This is a genomic window from Viridibacillus sp. NPDC093762, from assembly GCF_050279675.1.
Lineage (GTDB): Bacteria > Bacillota > Bacilli > Bacillales_A > Planococcaceae > Viridibacillus.
The window spans coordinates 1-13,220 of sequence record NZ_JBNNUK010000024.1; the positions used below are offsets into that span (position 1 = coordinate 1).

The window sequence follows — 13,220 nt, forward strand, 5'->3', positions numbered from 1 at the left end:
TATTCGAATTCATGGAACACTGGGCTATTTAACACCGGTGGAATTCAAGCAACAGTCCTTATAAAAGTTGTCCAGTTTTGTGTTGACACACCATTTACATTCGAATTGAGTTATTTAAGTTTTAGGAGACTCTATAGCAAGTAAGGAACAGCTGAGAGTTTTAATAATTAGCATGATAGTCTAATAACTTCATACTGGAAGGAGAATCAGATGTCAGAATATCATCAACAATCATCAACTGAAGTCATGGATATGTTGGACGTAACAAAACAAGGGTTAAGTGATTATGACGTCGAAAAGAGACAAGAAAAATACGGTTATAATGAATTGGTGGCAGGAAAAAGAACAAGTGCAATTGCCGTTTTCTTCGGACAGTTTACAGATTTATTAGTCATTATTTTAATGATTGCCGCTTTCGTTTCATATCTATTAGGTGAAGTAGGAAGTACTATTGTGATTTTGATTGTAGTTATTTTAAACGCAATCCTAGGCACTGTACAACATGTGAAGGCAGAAAAGTCTTTGGACAATCTGAAAGAATTGACCTCTCCAGTTGCAAAAGTGATGCGAGATAACCAGATTGTTGAAATTGATTCAGAAGATATTGTGGTTGGAGATCTGCTCTATTTGGAAGCCGGTGACTATGTAAGTGCTGACGGGAGATTATTAGAAAACTATAATCTTCATATAAATGAAAGCTCGCTGACAGGGGAATCGTTGGCTGTAGAGAAAAGTACATTAGCCATTAATGATGATCAAATTACGATTGGTGATAAAAAAAATATGGTTTTCACGGGGAGCTTTGTCACAAATGGACGTGGTATTGTCATTGTTACAGCTATTGGCATGGAAACAGAAATCGGGAAAATTGCCAATTTACTAGATACTGCAAAGGAAAAGAAAACACCTCTACAAGTTAGTCTAGATCAATTTGGAGAAAAATTAGCATTAGGTATTACGCTGATCTGTTTAGCCATTTTCACAATCGATCTTTTTAGAGGCCGTGAAATAGTAGAATCTTTTATGTTTGCTGTTTCGCTTGCCGTTGCTGCAATACCAGAGGCATTAAGCTCAATTGTTACCATTGTGTTGGCTTTTGGGACACAAAAGATGGCAAAGGAAAATGCCATTATACGTAAGCTTTATGCAGTTGAAAGTCTAGGTAGTGTTTCTGTTATTTGTTCAGATAAAACGGGAACCCTCACTCAAAATAAAATGATTGTGCAACAAGTATATGTTGATCAAAAAGTTATTTCACATAATGAACTCCATACAGAGAATGAAATCGAGAAGGATCTTATCTTAAAGGCAATCTTATGTAATAATGCCTTGGAGAGAGAACAAAAAGAAATTGGAGACCCTACTGAAATTGCACTTGTAAAATTAGGGAAGCAGTACAATCTCGACGAATTAATCGTAAGAGATCAATTTCCAAGAATGGCGGAAATTCCTTTTGATTCAGACAGAAAGCTTATGAGTACAGTGAATCATATTAATCAACAAAATGTCTTGATTACTAAGGGAGCATTAGATGTTCTTCTAGCTAAAATTGTGAAGATCAAAACATCTCAAGGCATCATTGATATTACGGCAGCACATCGTAAAAAAATAGAAGAAGTAAATCGTGCCTTTTCCATGAATGGTTTACGGGTACTAGCGATTGCTTACAAAGAAATTAGAAAAAATCAAACGATTCATGTCTCAGTCGAAAATGAATTAACCTTTTTAGGATTAGTAGCGATGATGGATCCTCCTAGAGAAGAGTCAAAAGAAGCGGTAGAAAGCTGTATAAAGGCTGGTATTAAACCAGTTATGATTACAGGGGATCATAAAATAACAGCAACTGCTATTGCTAAACAAATTGGTATTTTAAAAGATCCTTCAGAAGCCATCGAAGGATACGAAATTGAAGAGTTAAGTGATCAACAACTACAAGAAAAAGTTCCAGATATCTCTGTCTATGCCCGAGTAACCCCAGAGCATAAGATTCGTATCGTTAAAGCTTGGCAGGAGAAAGGGAATGTCGTTGCAATGACGGGAGATGGAGTCAATGATGGCCCTGCCTTAAAACAAGCAGACATCGGTGTAGCGATGGGGATAACCGGTACCGAGGTAGCGAAAGATGCATCCTCTATGATTTTAACAGATGATAATTTTTCAACGATTGTCAAAGCTATTTCGAATGGTAGAAGCATGTATACCAATATAAAAAACGCCATTCTATTCTTATTGTCAGGTAATGCAGGTGCTATATTTGTTGTTTTATATGCAACAATATTAGGTTTACCAGTTCCATTTGCCCCTGTGCATCTATTATTTATCAACTTACTTACCGATAGTTTACCAGCTATTGCAATAGGCTTAGAGCCACATAATAAGAAAACAATGAAGGACAAGCCTAGAAATATTAACACTCCATTATTAAATAAAAAATTTACTACTCGAGTGGTGCTCGAAGGATTATTAATTGGTATTTCAACCATCATTGCTTTTCAAATGGGATTGTCAACGGGAGATACTCTAACCGCAAGCACAATGGCATTTACTACATTATGTTTGTCAAGGTTAATACATGGCTTCAACTCGAGGTCAAAAGAATCGATCTTCACTATCGGTATATTCTCGAATAAATATACTTGGCTTGCATTTTTAATCGGATTTATAAGTTTACATTTAGTACTATTTGTTCCATCACTTACGGGTCTATTTGAAGTTGCAAAATTAAGTGGGGTACAATTAGGTATTATTTATAGCTTGTCTATTATGCCGTTTTTAGTGAATCAGTGGTATAAACTTCTGTTTGTTAGAAATAAATAAACTCATAAAGATTCTACGGTCTTTTTCTATTAAAAAATAAATAGATAAGATCGTTATTTCCGCTACGGTGGTCGCATTCCGCGGGCGGGCGCCAAGCCGCTTCGGCAGGGTCTTGTACTGTCCCGCTCTTCCCGCAGGAGTCGCCACCTCCGCTCCAATCAACTACGTATGTAATATAAACAAGTCTTTTGAGATGATAGAAAATAATGACATGAAAAACCCTGAAAGAGATCAAAAATAGTGACCCTGCAGGACCGCGGTGATTTAAAAATTCGCAAATTGAACTTGGCAAAGTTCAAAAATGGAATACATGTTAACACTCAAAGAGTCTTTTATCTATAAAAGTGAATTTTAAATAACCAAAATATATAAAAATAACAAAAGACATTCGAGATGTGAGAATTCTGAGTGCCTTTTGTCGAAATACTGAACAGACACTCTTAGCAGTGTCTGTTTTTTTTGCACAAATATTTGAATAATGGTAGTTCTACATTTTTGGGTTGATAACCAGAATAATTCCTATCAATTAAAGAATTTCTTCTATAGATTTATTACATAATAAATAATCATTGAAAATGAGCATTATTCAAATATAATCAAAAAATTTAGAGAATAATGACTTTGAGAAAAAGGGTTGCATTTCGCCTTATAAGCGAATATTATATTTAATGTTGCGAAAAATGTTCGTGTTTAAGAAGGAGGAATATAAATGTTTCGTTTAAAAGAACATGGTACGAATGTTAAGACTGAACTTATTGCAGGAATGACTACATTCCTCACTATGATATATATCGTTGTTGTAAACCCGGTAATATTATCGGATGCAGGTGTACCACTTGATCAAGTATTTATGGCAACTATTATTTCTGCTGTAATAGGTACATTATGGATGGCACTTTGTGCGAATTATCCAATCGCAATTGCTCCTGGTATGGGGTTGAATGCATATTTCACTTATGCGGTCGTATTATCCTCTGATGGTAAAATTGATTATTTAACTGCCTTTGCTGCTGTTTTCGTGGCAGGGATAATTTTCATTCTTTTATCTCTGACTCCATTACGTGAAAAACTAATAACGACAATCCCGCAAAATTTAAAACATGCAATTACTGCAGGGATTGGTTTATTTATCGCATTCCTTGGTTTACGTATGGCCAAAGTGATTGTCGCAAGTGATAGTAACTTAGTGATGCTAGGTGATTTAACTTCTCCTGGTGTACTCTTAACGTTGTTTGGTTTATTCATCACTGTAATTTTAATGGTACGTAATGTCAAAGGTGCACTATTTATCGGTATGATTGTTACTGGTATTGTAGCAGTGCTAACTAATCAATTACATATTGAAAAAGTGGTAGCTCTTCCTCATTTACCAGAAGGTATTTTAATTTGGAATCCAATTGAAGCATTTAGCCAAGTCGTTTCATTTGGATTATATGGCGTTGTATTCTCATTCATTTTAGTTACACTCTTTGATACAACAGGTACAATGGTTGGTGTCGCAAAGCAAGCAGGTTTGATGAAGGGCGATAAATTACCACGTGCACGTTATGCATTATTAGCTGATTCAGTTGCCACAACTGTTGGGTCTATGTTTGGTACAAGTCCAACAACAGCATTTGTTGAATCTTCATCTGGTGTTGCTGCTGGTGGCCGTACAGGTTTAACTAGCTTAACTGTAGCTATTCTATTCATCGTTGCTTCATTCTTTGGTCCATTAGTTGGTGCTGTTTCTGGTGTTGCTGCTATTACTTCTCCAACTTTAATTATTGTTGGTACATTAATGATTGGATCAGTAAAAGATATTGAATGGGGTAAATTTGAAGAAGCGTTCCCAGCATTCTTAATCATTTTGATTATGCCGCTAACTTCAAGCATATCAACAGGGATTGCTTTTGGTTTTATCACTTACCCAGTTTTGAAAATTGTTAAAGGTGAAGCAAAAGAAGTACATCCAATGCTTTATGTTTTCGCTATTCTATTTGCATTCCAATTACTATTCTTACCTCACTAATACAGAAAATGCTCACTGCCTATTTAGATGCAGTGGGCATTTTTTTCTCGTTATAGGATGATGGGTATTTCTTCACTTTCCAATACAACAAATAAACGGATTCTTGGATTTTCACAGGATTATCCTCTTATCTATAATGTGTTAATATATACCTATGTAATAACATTTAGGATGATATTTAAGGAGTATAAAACAAGTTAGCTCTTATAAAGCTTTAATGGAGTAACTCGTTACTATAAATAAGCATATTTTTTACATAGAAAACTACGTTTCATGTTCGAAAAGGTATGAAGCATCAACTGCTTATTATAAATAAAGGAATGAATTGAAAGATAAGTAATAAGATATTCATCTGAAAAGAGGACATAGTAATGGAATATAAGAGTATTGAAGAACTAGAAATTAAAGCTCAACAAGCCCGTGGTCTTACGTTTAGAGAAATCGACAAAAAAGGTCGTTTATTAAAAAAAGGAGCCACAGGGGCATTAGGTAATATAATAGAAGAAAGCTATTTTGAATATGAAATCAATAGTAAAGCAGAAGCGGATTTTGCTGAACTTGGTGTAGAGCTTAAAGTAACACCTTTTAAACAAAACAAAGATAAAAGCCTTTCAGCTAAGGAACGTCTCGTTTTAAATATTATTAACTATATGGAAGAAGTAAATTATACATTTGAAAATTCTAGTTTTTGGAATAAAAATCAAAAAATGTTGTTAATGTTTTATGAATGGAAAAAAGAACTAGAACGTGGTGAATATAAAATTATTGAGGCAATTCTTTATGAATTCCCTGAAGAAGATCTAATTATCATCAAAAAAGATTGGGAGTTTATCACCGATAAGATTCGCCAAGGAAAAGCTCACTTACTTTCTGAAGGAGATACACTATATTTAGGGGCTTGTACAAAAGGAGCCAATAAAAATTCTTTACGCAAACAGCCTTTTTCTGATGAGCTTGCTATGCAGCGAGCGTTTTCTCTGAAAAGTTCATATATGACATCTATTGTTCGGGAATACATATCCAAAGAAACATTAACGTATTTTTCTTCTAAAAATGAATTGAAAGAAAAAACAATAGAACAGCTGTTAAAAGAAAAATTTGCTCCATTTATCGGTATGACTTTCTATGAGATTGCTGATCAATTACAAGTTAAAATTAATCCTAGTAATCGATCATCTGTTGCGAATTTAATAAGTGCTTTATTAGGTGTAAAGGGAACTAAACTAGATAAAGTAGCAGAATTTGCAAAGGCGAATATTCAGTTTAAAACAGTTCGCTTGCAGCAAAATGGTAGACCACAACAAAGCATGTCATTTAAAAACATCGATTTTCATGAAATTCTTGAAGAAGAATGGGAAGATAGTTACATTCGAAACTATTTTCTCGAAATGCAGTTACTATTTGTAGTATTTCAGTTTGATCAAGAAAATATTTTGCGCTTCAAAGGTATTAAACTTTGGCATATGCCAATGGAAACAATTAAAGATGAACTCTTTAATTATTGGACGGAAATTCGCCGTGTTTTAAATGAAGGTGTCGTTTTAACTAAAACGAAAAAAGGGATTGAAAATAACTTTCCTAAAACAAATTATAATGGTGTATTGCACGTTCGTCCTAAAGGAGCAGATGGAAACGATAAAATTCAGCTACCTGATGGGCAATGGATAACAAAGCAATGTTATTGGTTGAATGCAGGGTATGTTGCTGAAATAGTTAAGGAGTAGGTGTAATAATGGCGGGATATATCTTTACGTTAGATAGTTTTGATTCATTGTCAGAAATCATTAATAATGGAATTTATAGTACAAACCTAAATATTCCTAGTAAGGATGTTTGGAGCAAACATCACGAGGGGACATTTGCAGATTATCTTTCAATGTCAGAGGGAGATAACGTTTATTTCTTTATTAAAAGAAAAATATATGGTGTAGGTAAACTGAAAAATATAGAAGGAGACTGTAAATTATTAAACTTTCCAGATGCGGATATTCCTAAGTGTAAAAAATTTCAAGATTTACAGGACCAAATGATTTTGAATAAAACTGAATTTAATTTAGGGAATCGCTTTATCTGTACTTTTGAAGGGGCTCCTCATTTTTATAAACAAGGTATTGACATGGATGACGTTTTAGAATCAAATCCGCAATCATTTAAAATGCTTAGAGTTTTATGGAAACTTTCATTTATTAAAATTGATGACATTGAAAATAAAGCATTATTAGATGTCATATTAAAAACGAATGAGTCAAAAATGTTCGATCAAGAAAATATTTTCGATACATCCATATTTCTACATGATAGAGTAAGAGCATTACATAGTGAAAGATATAAGGCGACATCTGAAAATATATTAGAACTTGCATCTAGCGAAGCCTTTATAAAACATGAAATGGCAATAGAAGCAGGAATCATCTCCTACATAAAAAACAACCCAAATGGAGAATTTGGTCATTGGGATTACCTTTCACACCAAGTGGTAGCTTCTCCATTTAAACCTGTAGATTATATGGATAAAATGGACGTTTTTGGTTATAAATTCATTCCGAACTTTCACACTGTATCAAAATATTTAGTAATTGAAATAAAAAAAGATAGTGCAACAGTTGATGTTATTCATCAAATTATGAAATATGTTGACTGGGTCAATCAGGAATATACTTACGGGGATTATGATATGGTTGAAGCTTTTGTTGTTGCAAGAGACTTTCCGGTAGATGTAATAGAATTAAAAAAACTAATTGGTAGAAGAGTTTTTACAAAAGGAAGAAGACCTCCTAAAACAAGTGAGTGGTTTAATTTGAAGCTCTTGAAATATAGTTACAATAAACAATTAAAAAAATTACAATTTGAAGAAGTTAAATAATTTATACGTAATTATGATATTAAAGTTAAGGTTTTTAGTTTCTAATTTAAAAAATTTAAAATTTATTAGCAGAAACAGTATTAAGTATGGGTATTTAATCCTATTGAGAATTAAAGTGATAATATTAATATGGTAGTATTACTAGTTTTGATCTTGACTTAAGGTGTTCTTTTTCATTATAATAAAGAAAGATAAGAAAGGATGTTCGCTATATGAAAAATGCTCTAAATGTAGTCGAGTTATTTGCGGGCGTGGGTGGATTTCGATTAGGTTTGGAAAAAGCGAACTCAGATGTTTTTAAAACAGTTTGGGCAAACCAATGGGAGCCATCGCGCAAAACGCAAGATGCATATGATTGTTATACTCGAAACTTCAATAGTGGAATTCATAGTAATGAAGATATTACGACAGTTCCGGATGAAGTATTCCAGATGTTAAACATAGATTTATTAGTAGGCGGTTTTCCTTGCCAAGATTACTCCGTAGCTCGTACTTTATCAAATGAAAAAGGACTTGAAGGCAAAAAAGGGGTATTGTTTTGGGAAATTAAACGAGTTCTTGAAAACTCACATCCTAAATATGTACTTTTGGAAAATGTCGATCGTTTATTGAAATCACCGTCAAAGCAACGTGGGCGTGATTTTGCAATTATGTTAGCGACATTCCGTGATTTAAACTATATTGTGGAATGGCGAGTAGTGAATGCAGCTGAATACGGATGCGCACAAAAACGCCGTCGTGTTTTTATTTTCGCATATAAAAATACACTTGATTTTGCAGAAAAACAGCTTGATTTTAATTCACATGATATTGTATTTAAAGAAGGCTTTTTTGCAAATACTTTTTCTGTAAAACAAGAACCTTATAAAGAACGTATTAGTACAGTAACTTTACCAGAAGATATTGTTGAAATTTCGGACAAGTTTTCTTTTTCTTTTCATACGGCAGGCGTGATGATGAATGGAAATGTCTATACAGCACAAACAATTGTAGAAAACGAAAAATCTATCCCTCTAAAAGATATTTTAGTAGAAGAAGCTACAGTAGATGAAAAGTACTATTTAACACCTGCTCAAGTAGAAAAGTTCTCCTATTTACGAGGACCAAAAAAAATTGAGCGAACATCAGCAGAAGGTCATAAATACATTTTCTCTGAAGGTGGCATGTCCGCAACTGATGATTTAAATGGGCCAGGCCGTACAATGTTAACTAGTGAAGCTTCAGTAAACCGTAGTACACATATAGTTGAGGTTGATGGACGAAAACGTTTCTTAACACCTATTGAGTGTGAGCGATTAAACTCATTCCCAGATAACTGGACTGCAGGAATGCCAGAACGTATGCGTTACTTCTGTATGGGAAATGCATTAGTGGTTGATCTTATTAAACAGATGGGATTAACAATTTTAGATATTGAAGTAAATGAACACATTACTTCAGAACAAATAATGTTAATGTTATGACGTATGCTGCATCTCAATCTCAATGATTGTAGGTGCAGTTTTTTCTTAACTTAAATACTTTTTGCTTCTCATTTGGCTGTTAGCTAGAAAGAGGGCTTAATAAAAATTCTGAGAAGCATAAATGCTCAACCAGATAGCCAGAAAAACAACCATCTATTTTTATAGATGGATTACTAGAAATGATTACTCTGACCGAATCTCACTCAATTTTTGAAGAGAAGGATAAAATCAGTGGGGACAGATTCAAAGTTAATAGCATTTAATTTTGCAAATACCGTCATCTTTTGTATGATACAAATGAGGAGTGAAGACTATGCAATTTCAAACAACAAGATCATTTATTTTAGCATCTGCATCACCACGACGTAAGGAGCTTTTCGGCCGTTTAAATATACCATTCGAAATTGTTACTGCTGATGTAGAAGAGACGAGTGTACAAGCGTCAGCAGTCTCGCAATATGTAACAGAGGTGGCACTATTAAAAGCGCGCGCAGTGGCGAAATTATCACCAGTTCAAGTAGTCATTGGTGCAGATACAGTCGTAGCAAAAGACAATCAATTGCTACATAAACCAAAGAGTCATGATGAAGCAATGGCACATCTTCGAACATTACGTAATACAGCACACGATGTTTTAACTGCTGTCGCAATTATTGAAGAGGACGGGACAGAAACAACATTAGTTGAAAAAACAACAGTTGTCTTTAAAAACGTTTCCGATGAATTGCTAGAAGCATATGTCGCAACTGGAGATCCTTTTGATAAAGCTGGTGGTTACGGCATACAAACTGAAGGTGTCTTTTTGGTCGATCGTATTGAGGGGGATTATTTAAACGTAGTTGGCTTACCGTTAGCATCGTTATGTGAGCATCTCATTGCTAGAAAACTAATCACATTATAAAAGTAACAATTTCTGTTTTTGTTTCGAAAAGTTAATGATACAAACTGTACATAAAAAGAGGACTTCAATTTTGAAGTCCTCTTTTTTAGATACCATTCCTTTTAAAGTCTATATTTTTTAAACACTTTAGAAGGAGATAGAAAGTTCGTTTCATCGAATTTATAACATTCTTTATATTCCCTGATTGTACCAAGTAGAATGACCTAAACACTACCTTTTTCTAAATCTAATCAAAATAAATTAATTTAGATAAGAAACATTTTCACGGCATTTTCGACATAAGTTCTTAATAACGCTCTCATTTCTTACGGAGTTATCAGTACGGATGAAGGGGGAAAAGTATTGATTGTCGATGGGGTATTTTCTGGTGGGGGAATTAAAGGCTTTGCATATTTAGGAGCATATCAAGTGCTTGAGGAAAGGGACATTCATTTTAATCGAGTTGCTGGAACGAGTGCGGGTGCTATTTTCGCAAGTTTTATCGCAGCCGGATTTACCTCAACTGAAATAGAGAAGATGTTAGATGAACTGGATGTTTCTTCGTTGCTTGATCCACCTAGAACATTGTTTGGATTGTCATTTCTGAAATGGCTAAATCTATATTTTAAAATGGGTTTATATCAGGGAAAAGCGCTAGAGAAATGGTTTTATAAAAAACTAGCAATTAAAGACATTTATACATTTGGTGATTTACCCAGCGGTTCTTTAAAGCTCATCGCTTCTGATTTAACGAATGGCAAAATGCTAATACTCCCCGATGATTTAAAAAACTACGGGGTAGATGGGGAGTCATTTTCAGTTGCACGCGCTTTACGAATGAGCTGTGGAATTCCTTTTTTCTTTGAGCCGGTCAAACTAAAGATTGCAAATGAAGAATCAATAGTAGTAGATGGAGGAGTACTTAGTAATTTTCCGATATGGATATTTGATAATGATAGTGGTTGGAAAGAACGGCCAGTAATTGGATTAAAGCTAAGTCATCCTAGAGAAGAAATGGATCCGCAAAAAATTAACAATGGACTGCAATTATTTGAAGCACTCTTTACAACTATGAAAGATGCACATGATGAGCGATATATTTCTCGTAGACTTGAAAAGGACATTATTTTCATACCCGTTGAAAATTACAGCGCGACACAATTTAATCTAAATCAAGAAACAAAAGAAAGTTTAATCAGTATTGGAAGAGAAAGCACATTGCAATTTTTAAAAACGTGGCAAAATGTGTTTTAGTCATAAAGTTGTTTATTTTAAATTTAAAACTGTAATAACCTCCTACCAATTAATTTGATAGGAGGTTATTACAGTTATTTGTTAATTTCTGTATTAAAGAATTCCAGTATCTTCTTATACACGTAAATTTCGTTCGCCTTTTTCGTGAATCCATGTCCCTCATCCTCTAGGACAGTATATGACACATTTCTCCCTTTTTCTTTCAATGCAGCAACGATTTGGTCAGATTCCTTTTGAACAACACGAGGATCGTTCGCCCCTTGAATAACTAACATAGGCTTCGTCATACCGTCTAAATACGTAATTGGTGAATCAGCTATTAATCTATCTTTATCCTGCTCGGGATCACCTATCCATTGCTTCATAAATGGTCCCCAAAACTCTGGAACAGACTCAATAAATGAAAATAAATTACTTGGACCAAAAATATCGACAACCGCTTTAAAGTAATCTGCATGACGGCCGTGTAGGAGAAGTGCCATATAGCCGCCATAGCTACCACCTAAAAGCAGCATTTTATCACGATCTGCATAGCCTTTTTCAATAAGCCAATCAATCCCCGTAATATTATCAAGACGAGGGCCATGACCCCAATCACCCTCAACCATTTTCATAAAGTTTAAACCGTAGTTCGATGAGCCTCTAAAGTTAGGTGCAAAAATAGAGTATCCTTGGTTCACAAGGAATTGGAACATCGATCGAAATGATTTACGTTCATTAGCCTGTGGACCACCATGTGGCCATAAAATAACATAACCATTCGAATTTTCTTCCTTTGCCTTGAACAAAAGTGCCTCAATTTCTAAACCATCAAACGATGGATAGCGCAGCACTTCGGGTTCCACCAAATCCTCGTCTCGAATACCTGGTACTCGATAGTGCGTTAACTCTAACCAGGAACTTCCTGTTTCCTTTGAAACAAAAATATTATTTGGTTTCGTAGCCGTTTTCCCAAGCAAATATAAATGTCCGCTTGGCATGATAACCATTTTCTCAATAATATCTACAGGTATTTCGGTTTTTTCATTTGTTCCATCTGCAATTGTATAACGATAAAGCCGATCCTCTACACCATAAGAACCAACAATATATAGTGCATGCTCTTTTTTTGAATAATAAATACTTGTAAAGTCTTCTTTTTCTAATTGAAGCACCTTTTTAAATTGTCTCGACTGAATGTCAAATTTCGCTAAATAGCTAAGATCGTCATCATAGTTTGTTAAAAAATAGATTTCGTCTTCAGAAGTATATACAAAATCGGATACGGTATGCTGTTCATCCGTTGGTGGTGTGAGCAATACATTCTCAACATCGGTCTGTACATATGCTAATGAATGCGAATTACCAAACGATTTTATATAAACAAATGATTTTTCTTCAGGGCTAACTGCAGTGATATAAGTAGGTGCAACACTACCTTCTATAAGTATCTTTTCCTTACCACTCTCAATGTCATAAACTAGACTATTTAAATACTTCGCATTCCCATCAGTTGTAGTGTAATATAGGTTTTTACCATTCTCGGTCAAATGTGCGTAGAGATGACGCTCTCCTTCTTTAAAGCGAATAGGTACTATGCTTCCTCCCTCAGGTGCAATCGCATAAATTTGGCTATTTTCATCACCATCTTTATCAAATCCAGCTAAAAGGAATTCACCTGTTTTCGAATATGTTATAAAATCAGAAATTTGATTATTAAAAGTCAGTGGATATGGGAATTTTTTCTCTACATCCATTCCCCATAGATTAAAATGACCATTAAAATTCGTACATAATACAATCTGCTTTTCATCAGGACTAACGGCAAAATCACTAACGGTTAAATTTTGTAAAAAATTTGTAATATCCGGCTTTCCAAACTGAATCATAGCTATTCCTCTTTTCTTAAAGTTAGTAAATACGAGTAACATCTCTTTATAGGTACCATATTAA

At 34.3% G+C, this 13,220-nt stretch carries 8 protein-coding genes; 7 read left to right on the forward strand and 1 reads right to left on the reverse strand.

The features are described 5' to 3' along the window. Positions 1 to 210 precede the first annotated feature (210 nt). The 7 genes from ACQKM9_RS19340 (at position 211) to ACQKM9_RS19370 (ending at position 11,288) form a co-directional block, all read left to right on the forward strand. Positions 211 to 2,817 (forward strand): cation-translocating P-type ATPase, encoded by a 2,607-nt coding sequence (locus ACQKM9_RS19340; protein WP_427736005.1) that lies wholly within the window; start codon positions 211 to 213, stop codon positions 2,815 to 2,817. A 709-nt stretch (positions 2,818 to 3,526) separates the two neighbouring features. Next, positions 3,527 to 4,828, forward strand: a complete 1,302-nt coding sequence (locus ACQKM9_RS19345) for an NCS2 family permease (RefSeq protein ID WP_427736006.1) — start codon at positions 3,527 to 3,529, stop codon at positions 4,826 to 4,828. Between the two features lie 371 nt (positions 4,829 to 5,199). Further along, positions 5,200 to 6,552 carry a Sau3AI family type II restriction endonuclease gene (locus tag ACQKM9_RS19350; protein ID WP_427736007.1) on the forward strand — a complete coding sequence of 451 codons (1,353 nt, stop codon included), beginning with the start codon at positions 5,200 to 5,202 and terminating at the stop codon, positions 6,550 to 6,552. Positions 6,553 to 6,599: 47 nt separating this feature from the next. Continuing rightward, a complete protein-coding gene (locus ACQKM9_RS19355; RefSeq protein ID WP_427736008.1) occupies positions 6,600 to 7,691 on the forward strand; it encodes a hypothetical protein in 1,092 nt (363 codons plus the stop codon). A 212-nt stretch (positions 7,692 to 7,903) separates the two neighbouring features. Next, entirely contained in the window at positions 7,904 to 9,154 is a 1,251-nt protein-coding gene (gene dcm / locus ACQKM9_RS19360) for a DNA (cytosine-5-)-methyltransferase (protein WP_427736009.1), read from the forward strand. Between the two features lie 313 nt (positions 9,155 to 9,467). Continuing rightward, entirely contained in the window at positions 9,468 to 10,055 is a 588-nt protein-coding gene (locus ACQKM9_RS19365) for a Maf family protein (RefSeq protein ID WP_427736010.1), read from the forward strand. 342 nt (positions 10,056 to 10,397) lie between these two features. Beyond that, positions 10,398 to 11,288 carry a patatin-like phospholipase family protein gene (locus tag ACQKM9_RS19370; RefSeq protein ID WP_427736011.1) on the forward strand — a complete coding sequence of 297 codons (891 nt, stop codon included), beginning with the start codon at positions 10,398 to 10,400 and terminating at the stop codon, positions 11,286 to 11,288. 74 nt (positions 11,289 to 11,362) lie between these two features. Here ACQKM9_RS19370 and ACQKM9_RS19375 read toward each other — a convergent pair whose 3' ends face one another. After that, on the reverse strand, positions 11,363 to 13,156 hold the full coding sequence (locus ACQKM9_RS19375) for a S9 family peptidase (protein ID WP_427736012.1): 1,794 nt from the start codon (positions 13,154 to 13,156) through the stop codon (positions 11,363 to 11,365). Positions 13,157 to 13,220 lie beyond the last annotated feature (64 nt).

Bases quoted from the DNA above. Each gene is read 5' to 3' on its own strand.
- ACQKM9_RS19340 (WP_427736005.1), top strand. From the start codon at position 211: ATGTCAGAATATCATCAACAATCATCAACTGAAGTCATGGATATGTTG.
- ACQKM9_RS19345 (WP_427736006.1), top strand. From the start codon at position 3,527: ATGTTTCGTTTAAAAGAACATGGTACGAATGTTAAGACTGAACTTATT.
- ACQKM9_RS19350 (WP_427736007.1), top strand. From the start codon at position 5,200: ATGGAATATAAGAGTATTGAAGAACTAGAAATTAAAGCTCAACAAGCC.
- dcm (WP_427736009.1), top strand. From the start codon at position 7,904: ATGAAAAATGCTCTAAATGTAGTCGAGTTATTTGCGGGCGTGGGTGGA.
- ACQKM9_RS19365 (WP_427736010.1), top strand. From the start codon at position 9,468: ATGCAATTTCAAACAACAAGATCATTTATTTTAGCATCTGCATCACCA.
- ACQKM9_RS19375 (WP_427736012.1), bottom strand. From the start codon at position 13,156: ATGATTCAGTTTGGAAAGCCGGATATTACAAATTTTTTACAAAATTTA.